The organism is Hongsoonwoonella zoysiae, assembly GCF_013266695.1.
In the GTDB taxonomy this organism is placed as follows: Bacteria; Pseudomonadota; Alphaproteobacteria; order Rhizobiales; family Stappiaceae; genus Hongsoonwoonella; species Hongsoonwoonella zoysiae.
Window position 1 is genome coordinate 522,433 of record NZ_JABRXF010000001.1, and the last position, 22,519, is coordinate 544,951.

Below are 22,519 nucleotides of genomic sequence, written 5' to 3' on the forward strand. Positions count from 1 at the left end.
ACTTTGACCGGGCCGCGACGACGCCCGCAAAAACGAGGAACGGCGCACCCGCGAAGCACGGGCGCGAGAGGAGTAATCTGAGATGGCAATCAGTGCGAACCGGCTGGAACTCCTGCAGATCGCGGATGCGGTGGCGCGGGAAAAGACGATCGACAGAGAGATCGTGATCGCCGCGATGGAGGATGCGATCCAGAAGGCGGCGCGTTCGCGCTACGGCACGGAAACCGAAGTGCGCGCCGAGATCAACGGCCGCACCGGCGACATCAAGCTGCAGCGTCTGCTGCTCGTCGTCGACGAGGTCGACAACGTCTCCACACAGATATCGCTGGAAGACGCCAAGGCGCGCAATCCCAACGTGGAACTTGGCGACTATATCGCCGAGCCGCTGCCCCCGCTCGATTTCGGCCGCATCGCAGCCCAGTCCGCCAAGCAGGTGATCGTGCAGAAAGTGCGCGAGGCCGAACGCGACCGCCAGTATGAGGAATTCAAGGACCGCATCGGCGACGTCGTCAACGGCGTGGTCAAGCGCGTGGAATACGGCAATGTCATTGTCGACCTCGGCCGCGGCGAGGGCATCGTTCGCCGTGACGAACTGATCCCGCGCGAAATCTTCCGCAACGGAGACCGCATACGCGCCTATATCTACGACGTGCGCCGCGAACAGCGCGGACCGCAGATTTTCCTGTCGCGCACGCATCCGCAGTTCATGGCGAAGCTTTTCGCCCAGGAAGTGCCGGAGATCTACGACGGCGTCATCGAGATCAGGCATGTGGCCCGGGACCCGGGCTCGCGCGCGAAGATCGCCGTGATTTCGAAGGATTCCTCCATCGATCCGGTTGGCGCCTGCGTGGGCATGCGCGGCAGCCGCGTGCAGGCGGTCGTCGGCGAGCTTCAGGGAGAGAAGATCGACATCATCCCCTTCAACGAGGATCCGGCGACCTTCATCGTCAACGCGCTGCAGCCGGCGGAAGTCGCCAAGGTGGTGCTCGACGAGGATGCGGAGCGCATCGAGGTTGTCGTCCCCGACGACCAGTTGTCCCTCGCCATCGGCCGGCGCGGCCAGAACGTGCGCCTTGCCTCGCAGCTTACGGGCTGGGCGATCGACATCATGACCGAGCAGGAAGAATCGGAGCGCCGGCAGAAGGAATTCGCCGACCGCTCCCAGCTCTTCATGGATTCGCTTAACGTTGACGAAGTCGTCGGCCAGCTTTTGGCCTCCGAGGGCTTTACCTCCGTGGAGGAAGTGGCCTATGTCGACCTTGACGAGATTTCATCGATCGAAGGCTTCGACGACGAAACGGCCGAAGAGATCCAGGCACGCGCCCGTGAGCACCTGGAAGAGCTGGAAGGCAAGCTCGATGCGGAACGCCGCGAATTGGGCGTTGCCGACGAATTGCGTTCCATCGACGGGCTGACGACGGCCATGCTCGTCGCGCTCGGCAAGGAAGGCATCCTGACGATGGAAGACCTTGCCGGCTGCGCAGCGGACGATCTTGTCGGCTGGACCGAGCGCAAGGAAGGCGAGGTCGTGAAGTATGAAGGCGCGCTGAGCGGTTTCGACGTAAGCCGGGCGGATGCGGAATCCATGGTCATCGCGGCGCGTCTTGCGGCCGGCTGGATCACCGAGGAGGACCTGGCCGAACCGGAAGCCGCCGAGGAAGGCGAGGATACGGAAGGCGGGGACGCCGAAGACGCTGCCCCCGCCCTGGAACCGACGGGCCGGGTGCACGAGGTCTGAAGCCACGGCGCCTCCATGAGGCGCCGTGGCGAGAGAACGAACGAGCGGGAAGGCCGTGCCCAGAAAGAACGAACCGCTCGAGAGAACATGCGCGCTCACGCGCGAAGTGAAGCCGGTTTCAGAGCTGCTTCGTTTCGTCGAAGCGCCGGACGGGACCGTGGTCCCGGACATCAAAGGTGTCTTGCCGGGGCGGGGCGTATGGATTACCGCGACGGCGGAAGCCGTCGAGGAAGCGCAGAAGAAGCGGGTCTTCGCCCGTAGCCTGAGGTCGGGTGCGCGTGCCGAGCCGGACCTTGCCGCGCAGGCGGACGCGCTTTTGGAGAAGGCGGCCCTTGGCGCGCTGTCGCTGACGCGAAAAGCGGGTGAAGTCGTTACCGGCTTTTCCAAGGTAGAGGCGGCTTTGAAGCGGGAACCCGTGGCCGGCCTCATCGAAGCGCGGGACGGCGCTGAGGACGGAAAAAGGAAACTGGCGGCGGTCGCCGCCGCGAGATTTGGATCAACAGACGGATGTCCGGTCGTCCGTTTGTTCACGTCGGCTCAATTGGATTTGGCATTGGGCCGGTCAAATGTGATACATGCTGCACTGCTCGAAGGCCGGACGAGCGAAAGCTTCCTGACGCGTGCACGGCGTCTTGAGAATTTTCGCGGCGGGCCGTTCGGGTCTGCCCGGCAGGAAATGAGCAGAGCGGCGACGCAGGACTGAAGGCGGATATGAGCGAAACGAAAAACCCAGGTGACAAGACGATAAGCGTTGAGCGCAAGACCCTCGGCCTCAAGCGGGGCGTGGAACAGGGCACCGTGCGCCAGAGCTTCTCCCATGGCAGGTCGAAGGCCGTGGTGGTGGAGAAGAAGAAGCGCCGCATCGTCATGCCGGGTCAGGAAGCCAAGCCGGAAGCCGCCGAGGCGCCTCAGCCGCAAGCTCCGGCGGAGACGAAGAAAACCGGCACCCAGGCAAGGCAGCCGGCATCCGAAAAGCCGGTTGGTGGCCAGCGCCGCGGCGGACAGGCCGCACGCCAGCAGCGCTCCGGCAACGGCGGCGGCAGTGCGGGAACGCTGACGAGCGCCGAAGCGGCGGCGCGCGCGGCAGCGTTGCGCGAAGCCCAGGTGCGCGAAGTCGAGGAACAAAAGCTCCGCGAGGAAGAAGAGCGCCGCCGCGCCGAGGAAGAGGCACTCCGCCGGGCGGAGGCCGAGGAGCAAGCGAAACGCGAGGCCGAAGAGGCCGCCAAGCGCGCCGAGGAAGACGAGGCGCGCAAGAAGGCCGAGGAAGAGACGACTGCGTCAGCGCCCGAGGCAACAGCGGCACCCGAGGCGGAAGCGGCCCCGCGGGAAACGGCTGCGCCCGCCGAGGCGCGCGCGAAACAGCCGCAAGACACCGCGGCCGAACGCCCGGCTGCGGCCGTCCGCAGGAAACCGGTCGCCGAGGAAGACGAAAGCCGCAAGGGCCCCAAGATGGCCAAACGCGGCGTCAGCAAGCCTCAGCCGACGCGCAGCCCCGGCCGTGGCGACGACCGGCGCCGCTCGAAACTGACAATTTCTTCCGCAACGGACGGCGAGGAAGGCCGCAGCCGCTCGCTCGCTTCCCTGCGGCGCCGCCGCGAGAAGGAAAAGCGCGCGGGGCAGCAGGTGCAGCGCGAGAAAATCTCGCGCGAGGTGGTGCTTCCCGAAGCGATCACGATCCAGGAGCTCGCCAACCGCATGGCGGAGCGCGCCGTGGACGTGATCAAGCTCCTCATGAAGCAGGGGCAGATGCTCAAGATCAACGACGTGATCGACGCCGATACGGCGGAGCTGATCGCCGAGGAAATGGGCCACACGGTCAAGCGCGTTTCCGAGGCCGACGTCGAAGAGGGCCTCTTCACCGAGGCCGAGGAAGAGGGCGATCTGAAGGCGCGCCCGCCGGTGGTGACCATCATGGGCCATGTCGACCACGGCAAGACGTCGCTTCTGGACGCGCTGCGCAACGCAAACGTCGTTGCCGGAGAAGCCGGCGGCATCACGCAGCACATCGGCGCCTATCAGGTGGACCGCGACGGCCAGAAGGTGACCTTCATCGATACGCCGGGCCACGCAGCCTTCACCCAGATGCGCGCGCGTGGCGCCAAGGCGACGGATATCGTCATCCTGGTGGTTGCCGCCGACGACGGCGTGAAGCCGCAGACGAAGGAAGCGATCGCCCACGCCAAGGCGGCGGGCGTCCCGATCATCGTCGCCATCAACAAAATCGACAAGCCGGCGGCGGACCCCAACCGCGTTCGCACAGAGTTATTGCAGGACGAAATCGTCGTGGAATCGATGGGCGGCGACGTCATCGAAGTCGAGGTTTCGGCGCTGAAGGGCACAAATCTCGACAAGCTTGTCGAGATGATCCTGCTGCAGGCCGAGGTTCTGGAACTCAAGGCGAACCCGGATCGCACGGCCGAAGGCATTGTCATCGAGGCGCAGCTCGACAAGGGCCGGGGCCCCGTTGCCACCGTCCTCGTCCAGAAGGGCACGCTTCGTGTCGGCGATATCCTGGTGGCCGGCGCCGAATGGGCGCGCGTGCGCGCCATGCTTGATGAGAACGGCAACCAGGTGAAGGAGGCCGAACCTTCCAAGCCTGTCGAGGTCCTGGGCTTCCAGGGCACGCCGGAAGCCGGCGACCGTGTTGCAGTCGTCGAAAACGAAGCCCGCGCCCGCGAGATCGTCGAGTATCGCCAACGCCAGAAGCGGGAGAAGGCATCCGTCCAGTTCTCCGGCGCACGCGGCTCTCTCGAGCAGATGATGAACCGTCTGCAGGAAGCAGGACGCAAAGAATTCCCGCTCGTCATCAAGGGCGACGTGCAGGGCTCCGTCGAGGCGATTGTCGGAGCGCTGGAGAAGCTCGGCACGGAAGAAGTGGCCGCGCGCGTGCTGCATGCAGGCGTCGGCGGCGTCACCGAATCCGACGTCACGCTTGCCTCAGCCTCCGGTGCGCCGATCATCGGCTTCAACGTGCGCGCCAACAAGCAGGCGCGCGAGGCAGCGGAGCGCGATGGCATCGAAATCCGCTACTACAACATCATCTACGATCTCGTGGATGACATTAAGGCGGCGATGTCCGGCCTTCTTTCGCCGGAACGTCGCGAGACCTTCCTCGGGAATGCGGAAATCCTGGAGGTCTTCAACATCTCGAAGGTCGGCAAGGTGGCCGGTTGCCGGGTTACCGAAGGTACCGTCGAGCGTGGTGCGGAAGTGCGCCTCATCCGCGACGACGTGGTGATTCACGAAGGCAAGCTCGGCACGCTGAAGCGCTTCAAGGACGAGGTCAAGGAAGTCAACGCCGGTCAGGAATGCGGCATGAACTTCGAGAACTATCAGGACATGCGTCCGGGCGACATCATCGAGTGCTTCCGGGTCGAACAGATCGCCCGGACGCTGTAACGGCGCGCCCCGGGCGGAACTTCCTGGCGCCGGCGGTTCCCCCGCCGGCGTTGACGTATTTCAGCAGGCCATTCGGCGAACACCGGAACGAAACAGACAAGAACCATGTCGCGGGCACACAGGGACAATCCGGGCCAGCCTTCGCAGCGCCAGCTTCGCGTCGGCGAACTCGTGCGTAAGGAACTGGCTGATATTCTTTCGCGCGGCCAATTGCGCGACCCCGCCCTCGACGGGCTGGTCATCACCGTACCAGAAGTCCGCATGACGCCGGATCTGAAGGTCGCTACCTGTCTGGTGATGCCACTTGGCGGCCAGAAGGCGGATCAGGCTGTCGCAGCACTCAACCGCAGCGCAAAATACCTGCGCGGACAGGTTTCGCGCCGGATGACGATGAAATACATGCCCGACTTGCGGTTCGTACTCGACACCCGCTTCGACGACGACGACCGCATCGGCCGGCTTCTGCATTCCGATACGGTGCGGCGCGACATAGAACACGACGACAGCGACGATTGACGGCATGGCGCAGGCAAAGAAGAAAAAACGCAACCGTGTCGACGGCTGGCTCGTGCTCGACAAGCCGGCCGGGCTGACCTCCAATGACGCGCTGAACCGCATCAAGCGGCTGATCCACCCGGAAAAGGTCGGCCACGCCGGTACGCTGGACCCGCTTGCCTCGGGACTTCTGCCGCTTGCCTTCGGCGAGGCGACGAAGACCGTTCCTTTCGTCATGGACGGGCGCAAGGTCTACAGTTTCGAGGTGACCTGGGGCGCGGAAACCGAGACCGACGATACCGAGGGTGACGTAACCGAGACATCGAACGTCCGCCCGACGGAAGACGATATCCTCGCGGTTCTTCCCGAATTCCAAGGCACGATCATGCAGGTGCCGCCGAAATATTCGGCGATCAAGATCGGCGGCGAACGCGCCTACAAGCTCGCCCGTGCCGGCGAAGACGTGGAAATCGAGGCCCGCCCGATCGACGTGCATCGCCTCGACCTTGTGGAGTGCCCCGATGAAAACACGGCCATATTCGAAGCAGAGTGCGGAAAGGGCACCTACGTGCGCGCGCTTGCGCGCGATATCGCCCGCAAGCTGGGTACGCGCGGCCATGTGACGGCCCTGCGGCGCCTTGTCGTCGGCCCGTTCGGCGAAGACGACATGATTATGCTGGAAAATCTTGAAGAACTGGGGCAATGTGCGCCCGGCTTGGGCCTCTCTGAGGACCATGCCTCCCTGTTTCTGCCCGTTGAGACCGCGCTGGACGACATCCCGGCGCTGGCTGTCAGCCGGGCGGATGCAGCTCTGCTTCGTAAAGGACAGAGCGTTTTGTTGCGCGGGCGGGACGCGCCGGCGGTCAAGGGCCTTGTCAGTGTAAGCGCGGGCGGCGAGCTCGTGGCACTTGGCGAGGTTGTCCGCGGCGCCATCCAGCCGAAGCGCGTTTTCAATCTGGCACCGGCGCCTGCCGGCGCCGTCGTAACCATGAAGGAATGACCGATGTCGATTACCGCAGAGCGCAAGGCCGCGCTCATCAAGGAATACGGCCTCAAGGAAGGCGATACCGGGTCTCCGGAAGTCCAGGTCGCGATCCTGACCGAGCGGATCACCAACCTGACCGAACACTTCAAGACCCACGGCAAGGATAACCACTCCCGCCGCGGCCTTCTGAAGCTGGTCAGCAACCGCCGCTCCCTCCTCGACTACGTCAGGAAGCACGACGAAGAGCGTTACCGCTCCCTGATCCAGCGTCTGGGAATTCGCCGCTAAGGCGGCTTAAAGCGCGGCGGGCGGCAAGCCCGCCGCGTTCTCGTTCCGCATGAAGTGGAACGAAATAACAGGATTGACGGCCGCAGCTTCCGGCCGGCGAACGAGCAAGTCAGCGTTCCGGGATACGGCGGAACAGGAGCAAGGACCCGTATCGAACCGTAACGACGGTCATGGGGCAGGATCGCAGGCGACTTCCAGCCCGATCCCCTGCCGAAAGGCTTGAGCCCCTTCGGCAGCGGAGCTTGAAGTTTCCCGCCGTCTTGCCCGTGCCCGTCCCGGCGGTGATGCGCCGCTCACGATGAGCGTGTCCGCATCGGCTTACCCGTCCGGCGCCGGAAATATCCGGCGCATGGAGCAACGAAGTTAGGATAACAAATGTTCGACGTACATCGCGTGGAAGTGGAATGGGGCGGACGCCCCCTCACGCTCGAAACCGGCAAGATCGCCCGTCAGGCCGACGGCGCCGTGCTGGCGACCTACGGCGAGACCAAGGTGCTGGCCACGATCGTCTCCGCCAAGGAGCCGAAGCCGGGACAGGACTTCTTCCCGCTCACCGTGAACTACCAGGAAAAGGCGTTTGCCGCAGGCAAGATCCCGGGCGGCTATTTCAAGCGTGAAGGACGCCCTTCCGAGCATGAAACGCTGACCTCGCGCCTGATCGACCGCCCGATCCGCCCGCTGTTCGCCGACGGCTTCAAGTGCGACACGCAGGTCATCCTCACGGTATTGACGCACGACCTTGAAAACGCGCCCGACATCGTCGCCATGGTCGCCGCCTCCGCAGCCCTTACGCTTTCCGGCGTACCGTTCATGGGCCCGATCGGCGGCGCGCGCGTCGGCTACATCAACGGCGAATACGTTCTCAACCCGCTGATCGACGACATGCCGGAATCCACGCTGGATCTCATCGTCGCCGGTACCGGCGAAGCCGTGCTGATGGTCGAATCGGAAGCCAGGGAGCTTCCCGAAGACGTGATGCTTGGCGCCGTGATGTTCGGTCACAAGAGCTTCCAGCCCGTCATCGACGCGATCATCAAGCTTGCCGAAACGGCCGCGAAAGAGCCGCGCGATCTGACGGTCGAGGATCATTCCGAGCTTTTCGCCAAGATCGAGGGCATCGCCGCCGAGGAACTCAAGGCGGCCTACAAGATCACCACTAAGACCGAACGCAAGAACGCAATCGATGCCGTGAAGGCGAAGGTCGTCGAGGCGGTAATCCCCGAAGGCGCCGAAGACGCCCCGGACAAGACTGTCGTCGGCGATCTCTTCAAGAAGCTCGAGGCCAGGATCGTGCGCGGCAACATCATCGCCGACGGCGTGCGCATCGACGGCCGCGACCTGAAGACGGTACGCCCGATCGTGGCGGAAGCCGGTATCCTGCCGCGCACGCACGGCTCGGCGCTCTTCACCCGCGGCGAGACGCAGGCGCTTGCCGTGGCAACGCTCGGCACCAACGAAGACGAGCAGTTCGTGGACGCGCTTGAAGGCACCTATAAGGCCACCTTTATGCTGCACTACAACTTCCCGCCCTATTCCGTGGGCGAGACGGGGCGCATGGGCTCTCCCGGACGCCGCGAGATCGGCCACGGCAAGCTTGCCTGGCGCGCCATCCACCCGATGCTGCCGCCCCATCACGAGTTCCCCTACACCATCCGCGTGGTGTCGGAAGTGACCGAATCGAACGGCTCATCCTCAATGGCGACCGTTTGCGGCACCTCTCTGGCGCTGATGGATGCCGGTGTTCCGCTGGCCTCCCCTGTGGCCGGTATCGCCATGGGTCTCATCAAGGAAGAGGACAAATTCGCCGTTCTCTCCGACATTCTTGGCGACGAGGACCACCTCGGCGACATGGACTTCAAGGTGGCAGGCACCGCGAACGGAATCACCTCGCTGCAGATGGACATCAAGATCGATGGCATCACCGAGGAGATCATGAGCGTCGCCCTCGGCCAGGCCAAGGACGGCCGCCTGCATATTCTCGAAGAGATGAGCAAGGCGCTCTCCGAGGCACGCTCGGAGCTCGGCGAATATGCGCCGCGCATCGAGGTCATCAAGATCCCGGTCGACAAGATCCGCGAAGTCATCGGCTCCGGCGGCAAGGTCATCCGCGAAATCGTGGAGAAAACCGGCGCCAAGGTGAACATCGAGGACGACGGCACGGTGAAGATCGCATCCTCCGATGGCAAGGCGATCAAGGCGGCGATCAACTGGATCAATTCCATTGCCGCGGAGCCGGAAGTCGGCGTGATCTATGAAGGCACGGTGGTCAAGACCGTGGACTTCGGCGCGTTCGTCAACTTCTTCGGCGCGCGTGACGGCCTAGTGCACATCTCCCAGCTCGCCCCGCACAAGGTCGCCAAGACGACCGACGTCGTCAAGGAAGGCGACAAGGTCTGGGTGAAGCTCATGGGCTTCGACGAGCGCGGCAAGGTGCGCTTGTCCATGAAGGTCGTCGACCAGGACACCGGCCAGGAAATCCAGGCGGCGGAGTAATCCTCCTCGCTTTACCGAAACTCAAATGGCCGGATGCTCGCATTCGGCCATTTTCGTCTCATCGATTATCGTATGATGCCGAGATGATATACCGCCGCACGAAGGTATTTGCGCCTGTTCCAATGCCGGGAGGAATGCTGAAATGAGCGATTTGCGCCTTGTCGTGGCCGGAGCCGGGGGCCGGATGGGGCAGGCCCTGATCCGTGCCGTCAGCGAAATCGAGGGCGTAACCCTCTCCGGCGCTTTCGACCGCAAGGACGCTGACGCGATCGGCCGGGACGCGGGCGAGCTTGCCGGCCTCGGGCCAAACGGGGTCACGGTGAGCGACGACCCCCTCCCGCTGCTCGCCCAGGCCGACGGCCTGCTCGACTTCACCGTTCCGGCCGCGACCGTCCAACTTGCCGAATACGCAGCCCAGGCCCGCATCGTCCACGTGATCGGCACGACGGGCCTTTCGCGCGAGGATGAGGAAAAGATCAAGGCCGCCTCGCGCCATGCGCGGGTCGTCAAGTCCGGCAACATGAGCTTCGGGGTGAACCTACTTGCAAGTCTCGTCAAGCAGGCGGCAAGGGTGCTCGACGTCGACTTTGACATCGAGATCGTGGAAATGCACCACCGTCACAAGGTCGATGCACCGTCGGGCACGGCACTTCTGCTTGGCCAAGCGGCGGCGGAAGGGCGCGGGATCGACCTCGACAGCCACTCGGTACGCTCGCGCGACGGGCACACCGGCGCGCGCAAGACCGGCGATATCGGCTTTGCAGCACTTCGCGGCGGCAGCGTCGTCGGCGATCATAGCGTGATCTTCGCCGGACCATCGGAGCGCATCACGCTCGCCCATCACGCGGAAGACCGCAAGATCTTCGCCAATGGCGCGGTCAAGGCGGCAATCCGCGCGCACCCGAAGAAGCCGGGTCTTTACTCGATGGCCGATATCCTCGGCCTGACCATATGAATTGAACCCACACAGGAGTTTGGACGCTCATGGAACGTCTGTTGGTGCTGGTCCGTCACGGCCAGAGCGAATGGAACCTCAAGAACCTCTTCACCGGTTGGAAAGACCCGGATCTGACGGAATTGGGCGTCAAGGAGGCGATTGCCGCCGGCAGAAAGCTGAGGGAACTGAAGCTTACCTTCGATATCGCCTTCACCTCTGTCCTGAAGCGCGCGCAGCACACGCTCGACCTGATATTGACGGAACTCAATCAGGAAGGGCTTGAGACGATCCGCGACCAGGCGCTCAACGAACGCGACTACGGCGACCTGACAGGCATGAACAAGGATGAGGCACGCGAGAAATTCGGCGAAGAGCAAGTGCACATCTGGCGTAGGTCCTTCGACGTGCCGCCGCCCGGCGGCGAGAGCCTGAAGATGACCGCCGAGCGCACCTTGCCCTATTACCGCAAGGAAATCCTGCCGCGCGTGCTCGCCGGAGAACGCGTTATCGTCGCCGCCCACGGCAATTCCCTGCGTTCCCTGGTGATGGACCTTGAAGGGCTTTCGCCGGAGCAGATCCTGAAGCGCGAACTGGCGACGGGCGTGCCCATCGTCTACCGCCTGTCGGAGGACGGCAGCGTGGAAAGCGTGCAGGATTTGGCGGACTGACGCACAATTTCCACAAGACCCGAATTCAAACGGCGGCCCATCGGTCGCCGTTTCTCATTTCGGAAGAAGAATGCGGTCAGCCGGCGAAACCGGCTTGCGTAACCAGGTCCGAGAGCGACTTTTCAGGCCGCGCTCCGACGTGACCGATAACTTCCGCAGCACAAAGACAGCCAATTTCCGCGCATGCGGTAAGGCCGAGATCACGCGACAGGCCGAACATGAAGCCTGCGGCGAAAAGATCGCCCGCGCCCGTCAGGTCCACCACATCATCGACCTTCGCGGCGGGAACATGCACCGTTTCCTCCCGTGAAATCGCCATGGCGCCCCTCTCGCCCACGGTCAGTGCGGTGAGCGTGCAATCCTCACGCACCGCGGCGATGGCGGTATCGAGATCGGCGGTTTCGTAAAGCGCCTTCAGCTCATGCTCGTTTGCGAACAAAAGATCGACGATCCCGTCGCGCATAAGCGAGATGAACTCCGAACGGTAACGGTCAACACAGAAGGAGTCCGACAAGGTCAGGCTCACCCTGCGTCCGGCCTTATGGGCGATTTCCGAGGCGTGGAGGAATGCCTTCTTCGCCGCCGGCGGGTCCCACAGGTAGCCTTCCATATAGGTGATCGCGGAAGCACGGACGTCTTCCGCGTCGATATCTTCCGGCGAAAGCTCGACACAGGCCCCCAGATAGGTGTTCATCGTCCGCTCGCCGTCCGGCGTGATCAGGATCATCGACCGCGCGGTCGGCGCGCCGTCCTTCAAGGCCGCCGTCTCGAAATGCACGCCCGTGCCGCGCATATCGTGCCTGTAGGCATGTCCGAGTTCGTCCTCGGCGACCTTGCCGACATAGGCGGGCTTGCCGCCGAGCGAGGCGATGCCGGCGGCGGTGTTGCCGGCGCTTCCTCCCGATATGCGCACCGTCTGCCCCATCTTGTCGTAGAGCTTGACCGCCGTGTCGGTATCGATGAGCTGCATGGAGCCCTTCACCATCTCCTCCCGGCGGAGGAAATCCTCCTCGACATGGGCGAAAACGTCGCAAATGGCATTGCCGATGCAAAGCGCGTCGAAACGGAGTTCCGTCATGAAACAGATATCCCTCTGTTCTGGTGGTTGCCCGGTCGTTCGGGATCAATCGCGCCCCGAGCGCTTAGCGGCTCGAAAGGTGGCCCTCAGCCGGCCGGATTGGGCCGCAGGGCGCGATTGGCTTCGGGCTCGCGGATCTTTTCGCGGAACGGACTAGCGCGATAAACCCCGAGAAGCTTGAACTCGGCGGAGAAGAATTCGAGCTCCTCCAGCGCCAAGGCCACCGACCGGTCTTCCGGGTGACCCTCCACATCGGCATAGAACATGGACGCGAAGAACTGGCCTTCGAGCTGGTAGGATTCCAGCTTGGTCATGTTCACACCGTTGGTCGCAAACCCGCCAAGCGCCTTGTAGAGCGCGGCCGGCACGTTGCGGACCCGGAATATGAACGTCGTGATGACGGGCTGGCCGTTGTTGGCCGCCGTCAGCTTTTCCCGCGACAGGATCAGGAAGCGGGTTGTGTTGTGGGCCTCGTCCTCCACATTACGGCGCAAGATGTCAAGGCCATAGACCTCGGCGGCCATTTCCGGGGCGAGCGCTGCGGCGCTGATATCGCCGCGTTCCGCGATCTGCCGGGCCGAACCAGCGGTGTCCGCGCCCACGACCGGGGCAAGGCCGAGTTCGCGGATGATCTTGCGACATTGGCCAAGCGCCATGACGTGGCTTTGCACCGTTTTCAGCCCGTCAAGCGTCGCCCCCTTGGGTGCAACGAGCTGAAAGCGGATAGGCAGGAAAAACTCTCCGATAATGTTGAGCGAGGACTGTGGCAGGAGATGATGAATATCCGCCACCCGGCCCGCGACGGAGTTTTCGACCGGGATCATGCCAAGATCCGCCTCGCCGCTTTCGAGCGCCTGGAAGCAATCCTCGAAGGTCGCGCAAGGGATTGCCTCATAATCGGGATAGACGTTGCGGCAGGCCATATGCGAATTGGCGCCCACTTCTCCCTGAAACACGATCTTCTTCTGGTCCGACATCGATTCCGCTTCTTCCGATTTGCGTTGAAAACTAGCTTGGCGCGCGCTCACATGACCCCGCGCATCGCCATTCGGGCCCGCTCAAGATCCTCAGGCGTGTTGACGTCCATGGGCGCGCTGCCGATCATGCTGACGTCGATCCTCATGCCAGCCTCAAGCGCGCGAAGCTGCTCCAGCGTCTCCCGCCGTTCAAGCGGCGAGGGCGGCAGCGCAACGAAACGCTCAAGCGCTGCCCGGCGATAGGCGTAAACGCCGATGTGCCAATGAAGCGGCCCCTCACCGGAAGGAGCCGTGGCGCGCGTAAAATAAAGCGCGCGATGCCGCCGGCCATCGACCGGGGTGACGACCGCTTTCACGAAACTGGGATCATTGCGCGCGTAGTCGGGCATCGCGGTCATGATCGTACCGATGTCCACGGCCGGATCGGAAAGCGGCTCGAAAGCCGCGCGTGCCGCATCCGGCTCGATCATCGGTACGTCGCCCTGAAGGTTCAACACGACGTCGTAGCGCCTTTCAGGGTCGACGAGTTGCAGGGCTTCGTGAAGACGGTCCGATCCGGACACGTGATCCGCCCGCGTCAAAACCGCGCACCCCCCGGCAGCTTCCACCGCCTGCTTGATGCGTTCGTCGTCGCAGGCCACCACGACCGGTCCGATTTTCGTCGCCTCCGCGCGGCGGACCACATGCACGATCATCGGCAGACCCGCGATATCCGCCAAGGGTTTTTCCGGCAACCGGGTCGATGCCATGCGGCTCGGGATCAGGACGATGGCATCACTCACGAAACGCTCCGGGTCGAAGTGGCGGCAAAACGGGATGATAGGGCGAAAAGTCTCATGGCTTGCCCTTTTATACCTATGGACACGGGCGTCAAAAAATTTGTAGGTTCCGGCGACTTTTCGTTGACGCGACGTTTACAGGCGAAGTAGCCCGTAAGCGCGCATGCGCTTATCACAAGCTGGAGCCAGGCAGGATGGATTCCTTCGAGTTGAACAAAATCGCCGGCGCGGTTTTGCTTTCCCTTCTGGTCGTCATGGGCCTCGGTGTCGTCTCGGACCTGATTTTCGAAACGAACCCGCCGGAAATCCCGGGCTATGAAATTGCCGTGGCGACGGACCATGGCGAAGGCGAGGAGCCGGCGGAAAGCGCCGAGCCGGAGGTAGTGCCGATCGGCACCCGCCTTGTCGAGGCGAGCGCTGAAAGCGGCGAAAAGGCCGCCAAGAAGTGCGCCGCCTGCCATTCCTTCGAACAGGGCGGGCCGAACAAGGTCGGTCCGGCGCTCTGGGGCGTCGTCGGCCGTACACCAGGAAGCCACGACGGGTTCGGCTATTCCGGCGCGATGACCGAATTCGCCAGCTCGCACGATGCCTGGACCTATGAGCAACTGGATCACTTTCTCACCAATCCTCGTGGCTACATTGACGGCACGACGATGTCTTTCGCCGGCATCAAGAAGCCGGAGGATCGCGCCGACGTGATCGCGTATCTCCGCTCGCTTTCGGACAATCCGGAACCGCTGCCAACCGAGTAAGGCCAGAACGCTTTCCGCGAAGTCCAAATCGGATTTCGCGGTATATTCCCAAGAGATGGAAGTTTCCGCCCAGTTGCCCCAACGCAACAGGACAAGGAATAGTCTCATTCGTTCAACGGTTTGTGCCGCGTTGGCACCAAAATACTGCGAAACATGCTAAAGCCGGGCCCCGCCCGGCTTTTTCGTTTTTATCAATGCGTAAGTTTCAGCCTGTATTTACGTTAGGATAGAACTTCATGACGGGGCCCGATTCACATGCATGGGACGATCATGTCGCTTGAGGGCGGGCTGCCGGTCGGCGGCGCGCGTCGCCGCGGCCTGCTGGCGGCCGGCGTCGCCGGGATCATCGTCCTTGCCGCCGGCGTCCTACTCACGGAACTTATCGCGAATCTGATGGCTGACGCCGCGCGCGAACGCCAGCAGGCCACGGCGCTTTCGCGCCTTGCCGAGGCTCGCGCGAAGCTTGAAGGCGAAATCAACGCAACGCTTTACATCGGCCAGGGGCTCGTCAGCTATGCCGCGACGCGGCCCGGCCTTTCCCAGGAGGAGTTTCAGCGGTTTGCAGAGCAGACCGTGTCCATCGGCCGCAACGTGCGAAGCGCGGCGATCGCGCCCGACAACGTCATCGCCTATGTCTACCCCTTGGCGAGCAATGAACGCGCACTCGGGTTCGACTACCGCGAAAGCGCCGATCAATGGCCGGCGATAAAACGCGTAATGGACGAACGCGCCACCATTATCGCAGGCCCCGTCGACCTTGTGCAGGGAGGCAGGGCGCTTATCGCCCGAACGCCGATATATCGCCCGGGACCGGATAGCGACCCCCAGGCCGAGCCCGGATATTGGGGCGTCGCTTCCGTCGTCATCAACATGGAGGGCCTGTTTGCCGATGCCGGCATCCTGCCCAGGACGGGCGGCTATGAATTCGCCATGCGAGGCGCGGATGGCAAGGGAGCCGACGGCGACCCTATAATGGGAGACCCGGCCCTGTTCGAAAATGACGCCGTCACCCTGCCCGTATCATTGCCGCACGGGAGTTGGGAACTGGCGGCACGCCCGGCTGGCGGCTGGTATGTCGACAAGACCGGGATCCACGCCGCACGGGGCATCGGCTACGGGATTTCGCTGCTGATCGCCGTCTTGAGCGGGCTCGTCGTGTCGGCCCATCAACGCGCACGCGCGATGGCGCTGCACGATCCCTTGACCGGCTTGCCGAACCGCCGCCTGCTGGAGGACCGGCTAAGCCAGCTCGCCGCGCTTTGCGAGCGGACCGACCTCGGCTTTCTCGTGCTCTATCTCGATCTCAATGGCTTCAAGCCGATCAATGATGCCTACGGCCACGCCGTGGGCGACGCGCTCTTGCAGGAAATCGGCCGGCGCATAACCGACGCAACCCGCAGATCCGACACGGTCGCTCGGATCGGGGGCGATGAGTTCGTCATCATCGTACCGGGAGCGGGCGGAGAACAGACGGCGCGGCATCTGGCTGGCCGCCTGCGCCAGCGCGTGAGCGAGCCGCTGATCATCGGCGAGCGTTCCATTACGATTGAGGTGAGCATTGGCTGGGCGGCCTTTCCCACCGATTCCTCATCTGTCGACGATCTTCTCGCACTCGCCGACAGGCGCATGTACCGCGCAAAGAAAAGCGCTTCCGCTTCGTCCTGATAAGCGCGGCGCCCTTGCCGGATTGCGATTAAACTTTTGTCATTAATCGTTTCTAAGGTGTCGAAGCGCGGTTCGAGTCCCTAATATATCGAAACTGACGATTTGCCCGTTCACGCCTCCCGCCCGGAGTGCGCCTGACGCCAGCGAACCGAGGGGACCGAAAATAATCATGCCGAGCTTTGCAAGGTTTCGACGCAGCGCCGTAACGACACTCGTCTGCGTGCTGCCGGCGCTATTCCTGATCGGCGCAAGCTCGACGCTGGACGATGCGCGCGCGGCGGAACCTGAATGGAAACATGCATCGGCCCTGACGGGCGACCCCAATTATCCGCCCGAGTTCGAACATTTCCGCTATGTAAATCCGGATGCGCCCAAAGGCGGCATCGTCAGGCTGTCCGACGTTGGCGGCTTCGATACGTTCAATCCCGTCCTGCCGCGCGGAAACCCGGCGATCGGCCTTGGCCTGATCTACGATTCGCTGACCGAATCCGCGCTCGACGAGCTGGATATCAGCGCGGCTTACGGGCTGATCGCCGAGGCGGTGCGCTATCCTGAGGACTTTTCCTGGGTGGAGTACAGGCTGAACCCAAACGCGCGCTGGCACGACGGCGAGCCCATCACCGTCGATGACGTGATCTGGAGTTTCGAAAAGATCACCGAGGTCAACCCCAGCCAGAAATTCTACTACCGTCATGTGACCGGCGCGGAGAAGGTGGGGGACAGAACGGTTCGCTTCACCTTCGATGGGCCTGGAAACCGCGAATTGCCCCACATCGTCGGCCAGCTTCTCGTGCTTCCCAAACACTGGTGGGAAGGCACGGATAAAAACGGCAATCAGCGCTCGATCGAGTCGGGAACATTGGAACCGCCGCTGGGTTCAGGCCCTTACCGAATCAAGAATTTCGAGCCGAATCGCTTCGTCGAATACGAGCGGGTGCCCGATTATTGGGCCGCGAACCACCCTGTTCGCGTCGGCACGTATAATTTCGACAGGATCCGCTACGACACGTTCCGCGATTCAACGGTACTACTGGAGGCTTTCAAGGGCGATCAGTACGATTTTCGGGCCGAGAACAGCGCCAAAAACTGGGCCACCGGGTATGACTTTCCAGCCGTTAAGGACGGTCGCGTGATCCTTGAGAAATTCCCCGACAAGGCGAGCGGCGTGATGCAGGCCTTCGTCCCGAACCTCAGGCGGGAGAAATTCTCCGACGAGCGGGTGCGCCGGGCGCTGAACCTCGCCTATGACTTCGAATCGGCCAACAAGACGACCTTTTTCGGCCAATACAAGCGCGTCGGTTCTTACTTCGCCGGCACCGAGCTCGCCTCCTCCGGCCTGCCCGAGGGCAAGGAACTGGAGATCCTGGAGAGCGTGCGCGACAAGATTCCACCGGAAGTTTTCACCGAGCCTTACGAAAACCCCGTCAACGGCGACCCGCAGAAGCTGCGCGAGAACCTGCGCATGGCGCTGGAGCTTCTGCAGGAGGCAGGCTGGAAGCTCGATGGGCGCCGGCTCGTCAACGACGCGGGCGAGCAATTCGAGATCGAATTTTTGTCGAACGATCCCAATTCCGAGCGTCTCGTGCTGCCCTACGCGCGCAATCTGCAGCGCCTCGGCATCAAGCTCAATCTCAGGGTCATCGACACGCCGCAATACATCAACCGCATCCGCGACCGCGACTTCGACATGATCACCTCGCTCTGGCCGCAGTCGCTGTCGCCGGGCAACGAACAGCTGGACTTCTGGGGATCCGAAGCCGCCGACCAGGCACAGTCGCGCAATTATGCCGGCATCAAGGACGAAGGCGTGGACGCGCTGATCCGGAAGGTGATCTTCGCCAAAGACCGCGACGAGCTCGTGGCCGCGACCAGGGCGCTTGACCGTGTGCTCCTGCACCACAATTTCGTCGTGCCGCAGTTTTATCTCGATGTCGACCGCACCGCCCGCTGGGATCGGTTCGGCCATCCGGACAACATTCCGGAATTCACCCACGGCTTCCCCACGATCTGGTGGTGGGACGAGGAAAAGGCCGCGCGTGTGGAGCAGAAGAAGTGATGACACAACGACTCCCCAGCCGTCGGACGGTCCTGAAACTGGGCGGAGCCGCCGCTGCAGCCGGCCTGCTACCGTTCCCCGCAAGCCTTGCCCAAACGGGGGGGAGGCACGGTATGTCGGTTTTCGGCGAGTTGAAATATCCGCCCGAATTCGCCGCATTCGACTATGTGAACCAGCGAGCGCCGAAAGGCGGGCGCATGGTCTACACTGCTCCCTCCTGGGCGTATAACCAGAACCCGCAGACCTTCAACACCTTCAACAGCTTTATCCTGAAGGGCGATGCCCCGCCGCGCATGGAGCTTTGCTTCGACACGCTGATGGTGCGCGCGCTCGACGAACCGGATGCGGTTTATGGTCTTGTCGCCGAAAGCGTCGAAAAATCGGACGATGAAAATCAATACACCTTCACGATCCGGCCCGAGGCGCGCTTCCACGACGAAAAGCCGCTGACGGCCGAAGACGTCGCATTTTCGCTGATGACGCTGAAGCGGGACGGCCATCCGCTGATCCGCCAGACCATCGAGGAAATGGTGGAGGCGATAGCACTCGACGAGCGCCGGGCACGGGTCACCTTTTCCGGCAAGCAGTCCCGGCAACTGCCGATGACCATTGCCGGCCTGCCGATCCTGTCGAAGGACTATTACACCCGCTACGACTTTACCCAGTCGACGCTGACGCCGCCTGTTTCGTCCGGCCCCTATCGGGTAGGCGATTACGAGGTCGGCCGCTATATCGAATACGAACGGGTCGACAATTGGTGGGCGAAGGATCTTCCCGTCTCACGCGGCCATTACAATTTCGATGTGCTGCGGCTGGAGTTCTTCCGCGACCGGCAAGTGGCCTTCGAGGCTTTCAAGAAAGGCTCGATGACCTTTCGCGAGGAATTCACCTCCAAGACATGGGCAACCGAGTATAATTTCCCGGCCGTGCAGGATGGCCGCGTCAAGCAACGCGAATTCCCCGACGGGCGACCGTCAGGCGCGCAAGGGTGGTTTTTCAACACGAGGCGCGAGAAGTTCTCCGACCCCAGAGTGCGCGCGGCGATCGGCTTCGCCTTCGATTTCGAATGGTCGAACAAGAACCTCTTTTACGATCTCTACACGCGTACCGAATCCTTTTTCGAAAACTCCACGATGAAGGCGGAAGGCGAACCGGGGCCGGAGGAACTTGCCCTGCTGGAGCCTTTCCGCGAAAGCCTGCCGGAAGCCGTCTTCGGATCGGCGATACAGGCGCCCATCTCGGACGGATCGGGGCAGGACCGCAACCTGCTGCGAAAAGCCGACAGCCTGTTCCGCGAAGCAGGCCTGACCCGCGAGGGCGGCCAGCTCGTCCTTCCCACCGGCGAGCCGCTCACCATCGAATTCCTGTCGAATTCGCCGTCCTTCGAACGGGTGGTACTGCCCTACATCAACAATCTCAAGCGCCTCGGCGTTGCCGCTACTTTCCGGCTGGTTGACCCATCGCAATATCAGGCACGCATCAACGAGTTCGACTTCGACGTGGTTTCGCGCCGGTATTCGCTGGCGCCGACACTTGGCGAATCGATCCGCCAGTTCTGGGGTTCGAAAGCCGCCGAAACGCCGGGAAGCAACAATCTGGCAGGCATCAGCTACCGGGCAATCGACGCGCTGATCGAAAAGGCAATTTTCGCGGAAACCCGCGACGAAATGGAGATTGCCGCGCGAGCCCTCGACCGATGCCTGCGCGCCGGTTACTACTGGGTGCCGCATTGGTACAAGCCGGTTCACACGGTCGCCATGTGGGATATCTTCGGCATGCCGCCCGAGCCACCGCGTTATGACTTTCCGGTCGAGACGACGTGGTGGTTCGACGAGGACAAGGCTGCCGTTGCGGGCAAGGCGGGCTGAGCGCACAACCCTGGGCGAATGCGGACAAGGTAAGAACGAACGATGGGCGCCTATATTCTCCGGCGGCTTCTGCTGATCATCCCGACGCTAGTCGGCATCATGGCGATAAATTTCGTCATCATCCAGTTCGCGCCGGGCGGCCCGGTGGAACGGATCATCGCCCAGCTTCAGGGAACGGACGTCTCGGCCACCGCGCGCATCAGCGGCGGCGGCGGGTCGGATATTACCGCCGGTGGGCAGGACAGCGGCGGCGGAAGCGGCGAAGCGGCAAGTTCCAAATACCGCGGGGCGCAAGGGCTCGACCCCGAATTCGTGAAAGAGCTGGAAGCCCAGTTCGGCTTCGACAAGCCGCCGCTGCAGCGCTTCGGCGAGATGCTCTGGAATTATGCCCGCTTCGATTTCGGGGAGAGCTATTTCCGCGATATCTCGGTCATAGAGCTCATAATCGAGAAAATGCCCGTCTCGATTTCGCTCGGGCTATGGATGACGCTGCTTTCCTATTCGATCTCCATTCCTCTCGGCATCCGCAAGGCCGTGAAGGACGGCTCGCCTTTCGATGTGTGGACCTCCGCCGTCATCATCGTCGGCTATGCCATCCCCGGCTTCCTTTTCGCCGTGCTCCTGATCATCCTTTTCGCGGGCGGCTCGTTCTTCGACTGGTTCCCCTTACGCGGGCTCACCTCCGACAATTGGGAGCAGCTTTCCTGGCCGGCGCGGATCGTCGACTATCTCTGGCACCTCGTTCTGCCGATCACGGCGATGGCGCTTTCGGCATTCGCGACGACGACGCTGCTTACGAAAAACTCCTTCCTGGACGAGATCCGCAAGCAATACGTCCAGACCGCGCGCGCCAAGGGCCTGACGGAGCGCCAGGTGCTTTATGGACACGTTTTCCGCAATGCCATGCTGATCGTGGTCGCCGGTTTTCCGGGTGCCTTCATCTCCGCCTTCTTCGCCGGATCCCTCTTGATCGAGACGATCTTTTCGCTCGATGGCTTGGGCCTTCTCGGCTTCGAGGCGGTGATAAACCGCGATTATGCCGTAGTCTTCGCCACGCTCTACATCTTCTCCCTGCTCGGCCTGATCGTGAACCTGATCTCGGACCTTACCTACACCTGGATCGATCCGCGGATCGATTTCGAAAGCCGGGAGGTCTGAGAGCATGGACACCCGCACTGAGAACAGGGCAACCGGCCAAAGCCGTTTCGTGAGCGCAAGCGAGGGCAAATTCCGCCCGAGGGGCCGTTTCGAGCTTTCGCCGATCAACAAGCGCCGGCTAGCAAACTTCAATGCGAACCGGCGAGGCTTCTGGTCGCTCTGGATTTTCCTCATCCTCTTCGTGCTGGCGCTTTTCGCGGAATTCATCGCCAACGACAGGCCGATCCTCGTCTCCTACAAGGGCGAACTGCTGACGCCGGTCTTCGTCGATTACCCAGAGGAAAAATTCGGCGGATTCCTGGCTGTAACCGACTATCGCGACCCCTTCATCCAGGACGAGATCAACGCCAACGGCTGGATCCTCTGGCCGCCGATCCGCTATTCCTACGATACGATCAACAACGAGATACCGGTCCCCGCTCCCGCCCCACCCTCCTGGATGCTCGACAAGGAAGAACGCTGCCAGCAGTATCCGAACGGCGCGGAGGACGCCAACTGCACGCTCGGCAACTGGAACTGGTTCGGCACCGACGATCAGGGACGAGACGTCGTCGCACGCCTGATCTACGGCTTCCGCATTTCCGTTCTATTCGGGCTGGCGCTTACCATCGCCTCGTCGATCATCGGCATCGCAGCCGGCGCCGTGCAGGGTTATTACGGCGGCTGGGTGGATCTTTTCTTCCAGCGGTTCATCGAAATCTGGACGGCGATCCCCACCCTTTACCTGATCCTCATCGTCTCTTCGGTGCTGATCCCGGGTTTCTGGACGCTGTTCACCATCCTGCTCGCATTCTCCTGGGTGGCGCTGGTTGGCGTCGTGCGTGCCGAGTTCCTGCGTGCCCGCAACTTCGAATACGTGACGGCCGCCAAGGCGCTTGGCGTGTCGAACGGCGTCATCATGTGGCGGCACATGCTGCCGAATGCCATGGTCGCCACCCTCACCTTCATGCCCTTCATTCTGAACGGATCGATCACGACGCTGACGGCGCTCGACTTCCTCGGCTTCGGCCTGCCACCAGGATCGCCATCGCTTGGCGAGCTTCTCGCGCAGGGCAAGAACAACCTTCAGGCACCCTGGCTCGGCATCACCGGCTTCTTCATGATCTCCATCATGCTGAGCCTGCTGATCTTCATCGGCGAGGCGGTGCGCGACGCCTTCGATCCGCGCAAGGCATTCGCATGA

Annotated in this window: 18 protein-coding genes; 15 read left to right on the forward strand and 3 right to left on the reverse strand. The window is 62.6% G+C overall.

Translation table 11 applies throughout. From position 1 onward, the window contains the following. Nucleotides 1–82: 82 nt before the first annotated feature. The 9 genes from nusA (at nt 83) to HPQ64_RS02460 (ending at nt 11,003) form a co-directional block, all read left to right on the forward strand. Complete coding sequence (gene nusA / locus HPQ64_RS02420) at nt 83–1,738, forward strand: transcription termination factor NusA (protein WP_172886786.1); 1,656 nt, start codon at nt 83–85, stop codon at nt 1,736–1,738. Nucleotides 1,739–1,793: 55 nt separating this feature from the next. Continuing rightward, entirely contained in the window at nt 1,794–2,441 is a 648-nt protein-coding gene (locus HPQ64_RS02425; RefSeq protein ID WP_172886787.1) for an RNA-binding protein, read from the forward strand. 8 nt (nt 2,442–2,449) lie between these two features. Beyond that, on the forward strand, nt 2,450–5,137 hold the full coding sequence (gene infB, locus HPQ64_RS02430; protein ID WP_172886788.1) for a translation initiation factor IF-2: 2,688 nt from the start codon (nt 2,450–2,452) through the stop codon (nt 5,135–5,137). A 105-nt stretch (nt 5,138–5,242) separates the two neighbouring features. Then, nucleotides 5,243–5,653, forward strand: a complete 411-nt coding sequence (rbfA, locus tag HPQ64_RS02435; RefSeq protein WP_172886789.1) for a 30S ribosome-binding factor RbfA — start codon at nt 5,243–5,245, stop codon at nt 5,651–5,653. A gap of 4 nt (nt 5,654–5,657) precedes the next feature. Continuing rightward, nucleotides 5,658–6,632, forward strand: coding sequence for a tRNA pseudouridine(55) synthase TruB (gene truB / locus HPQ64_RS02440; protein WP_172886790.1), 975 nt, complete (start codon nt 5,658–5,660; stop codon nt 6,630–6,632). A 3-nt stretch (nt 6,633–6,635) separates the two neighbouring features. Further along, nucleotides 6,636–6,905 carry a 30S ribosomal protein S15 gene (gene rpsO, locus HPQ64_RS02445; protein ID WP_172886791.1) on the forward strand — a complete coding sequence of 90 codons (270 nt, stop codon included), beginning with the start codon at nt 6,636–6,638 and terminating at the stop codon, nt 6,903–6,905. Between the two features lie 375 nt (nt 6,906–7,280). Then, complete coding sequence (gene pnp / locus HPQ64_RS02450; RefSeq protein ID WP_172886792.1) at nt 7,281–9,398, forward strand: polyribonucleotide nucleotidyltransferase; 2,118 nt, start codon at nt 7,281–7,283, stop codon at nt 9,396–9,398. A gap of 142 nt (nt 9,399–9,540) precedes the next feature. After that, on the forward strand, nt 9,541–10,353 hold the full coding sequence (gene dapB, locus HPQ64_RS02455) for a 4-hydroxy-tetrahydrodipicolinate reductase (protein WP_172886793.1): 813 nt from the start codon (nt 9,541–9,543) through the stop codon (nt 10,351–10,353). A gap of 29 nt (nt 10,354–10,382) precedes the next feature. Then, nucleotides 10,383–11,003, forward strand: coding sequence for a 2,3-bisphosphoglycerate-dependent phosphoglycerate mutase (locus tag HPQ64_RS02460; RefSeq protein WP_172886794.1), 621 nt, complete (start codon nt 10,383–10,385; stop codon nt 11,001–11,003). A 76-nt stretch (nt 11,004–11,079) separates the two neighbouring features. On the opposite strand, the gene HPQ64_RS02465 is transcribed toward HPQ64_RS02460, so the two are convergent. The 3 genes from HPQ64_RS02465 to HPQ64_RS02475 form a co-directional block, all read right to left on the reverse strand. Next, nucleotides 11,080–12,081 carry an adenosine kinase gene (locus HPQ64_RS02465; RefSeq protein WP_172886795.1) on the reverse strand — a complete coding sequence of 334 codons (1,002 nt, stop codon included), beginning with the start codon at nt 12,079–12,081 and terminating at the stop codon, nt 11,080–11,082. Between the two features lie 86 nt (nt 12,082–12,167). Then, a complete protein-coding gene (locus tag HPQ64_RS02470; protein ID WP_172886796.1) occupies nt 12,168–13,058 on the reverse strand; it encodes a prephenate dehydratase in 891 nt (296 codons plus the stop codon). A 47-nt stretch (nt 13,059–13,105) separates the two neighbouring features. Then, nucleotides 13,106–13,840 (reverse strand): 3-deoxy-manno-octulosonate cytidylyltransferase, encoded by a 735-nt coding sequence (locus HPQ64_RS02475; RefSeq protein WP_172886797.1) that lies wholly within the window; start codon nt 13,838–13,840, stop codon nt 13,106–13,108. Between the two features lie 191 nt (nt 13,841–14,031). On the opposite strand from HPQ64_RS02475, the gene HPQ64_RS02480 reads away from it, so the two are divergent. The 6 genes from HPQ64_RS02480 (at nt 14,032) to HPQ64_RS02505 (ending at nt 22,519) form a co-directional block, all read left to right on the forward strand. Beyond that, nucleotides 14,032–14,589, forward strand: a complete 558-nt coding sequence (locus tag HPQ64_RS02480; RefSeq protein WP_172886798.1) for a c-type cytochrome — start codon at nt 14,032–14,034, stop codon at nt 14,587–14,589. A 255-nt stretch (nt 14,590–14,844) separates the two neighbouring features. After that, nucleotides 14,845–16,254, forward strand: a complete 1,410-nt coding sequence (locus HPQ64_RS02485; protein WP_172886799.1) for a diguanylate cyclase domain-containing protein — start codon at nt 14,845–14,847, stop codon at nt 16,252–16,254. A gap of 169 nt (nt 16,255–16,423) precedes the next feature. After that, nucleotides 16,424–18,310, forward strand: coding sequence for an extracellular solute-binding protein (locus HPQ64_RS02490; RefSeq protein ID WP_172886800.1), 1,887 nt, complete (start codon nt 16,424–16,426; stop codon nt 18,308–18,310). After that, nucleotides 18,310–20,178: an extracellular solute-binding protein gene (locus HPQ64_RS02495; RefSeq protein ID WP_172886801.1), complete on the forward strand. Its 1,869-nt coding sequence runs from the start codon at nt 18,310–18,312 to the stop codon at nt 20,176–20,178. Before HPQ64_RS02490 ends, HPQ64_RS02495 begins: the two co-directional genes overlap by 1 nt. Nucleotides 20,179–20,220: 42 nt before the next feature. After that, entirely contained in the window at nt 20,221–21,336 is a 1,116-nt protein-coding gene (locus tag HPQ64_RS02500) for a microcin C ABC transporter permease YejB (RefSeq protein WP_172886802.1), read from the forward strand. A gap of 4 nt (nt 21,337–21,340) precedes the next feature. Then, on the forward strand, nt 21,341–22,519 hold the full coding sequence (locus tag HPQ64_RS02505; RefSeq protein WP_172886803.1) for an ABC transporter permease: 1,179 nt from the start codon (nt 21,341–21,343) through the stop codon (nt 22,517–22,519).

Bases quoted from the DNA above. Each gene is read 5' to 3' on its own strand.
- nusA (WP_172886786.1), top strand. From the start codon at position 83: ATGGCAATCAGTGCGAACCGGCTGGAACTCCTGCAGATCGCGGATGCG.
- infB (WP_172886788.1), top strand. From the start codon at position 2,450: ATGAGCGAAACGAAAAACCCAGGTGACAAGACGATAAGCGTTGAGCGC.
- rbfA (WP_172886789.1), top strand. From the start codon at position 5,243: ATGTCGCGGGCACACAGGGACAATCCGGGCCAGCCTTCGCAGCGCCAG.
- truB (WP_172886790.1), top strand. From the start codon at position 5,658: ATGGCGCAGGCAAAGAAGAAAAAACGCAACCGTGTCGACGGCTGGCTC.
- rpsO (WP_172886791.1), top strand. From the start codon at position 6,636: ATGTCGATTACCGCAGAGCGCAAGGCCGCGCTCATCAAGGAATACGGC.
- pnp (WP_172886792.1), top strand. From the start codon at position 7,281: ATGTTCGACGTACATCGCGTGGAAGTGGAATGGGGCGGACGCCCCCTC.
- dapB (WP_172886793.1), top strand. From the start codon at position 9,541: ATGAGCGATTTGCGCCTTGTCGTGGCCGGAGCCGGGGGCCGGATGGGG.
- HPQ64_RS02460 (WP_172886794.1), top strand. From the start codon at position 10,383: ATGGAACGTCTGTTGGTGCTGGTCCGTCACGGCCAGAGCGAATGGAAC.
- HPQ64_RS02465 (WP_172886795.1), bottom strand. From the start codon at position 12,081: ATGACGGAACTCCGTTTCGACGCGCTTTGCATCGGCAATGCCATTTGC.
- HPQ64_RS02470 (WP_172886796.1), bottom strand. From the start codon at position 13,058: ATGTCGGACCAGAAGAAGATCGTGTTTCAGGGAGAAGTGGGCGCCAAT.
- HPQ64_RS02480 (WP_172886798.1), top strand. From the start codon at position 14,032: ATGGATTCCTTCGAGTTGAACAAAATCGCCGGCGCGGTTTTGCTTTCC.
- HPQ64_RS02485 (WP_172886799.1), top strand. From the start codon at position 14,845: ATGCATGGGACGATCATGTCGCTTGAGGGCGGGCTGCCGGTCGGCGGC.
- HPQ64_RS02490 (WP_172886800.1), top strand. From the start codon at position 16,424: ATGCCGAGCTTTGCAAGGTTTCGACGCAGCGCCGTAACGACACTCGTC.
- HPQ64_RS02495 (WP_172886801.1), top strand. From the start codon at position 18,310: ATGACACAACGACTCCCCAGCCGTCGGACGGTCCTGAAACTGGGCGGA.
- HPQ64_RS02500 (WP_172886802.1), top strand. From the start codon at position 20,221: ATGGGCGCCTATATTCTCCGGCGGCTTCTGCTGATCATCCCGACGCTA.
- HPQ64_RS02505 (WP_172886803.1), top strand. From the start codon at position 21,341: ATGGACACCCGCACTGAGAACAGGGCAACCGGCCAAAGCCGTTTCGTG.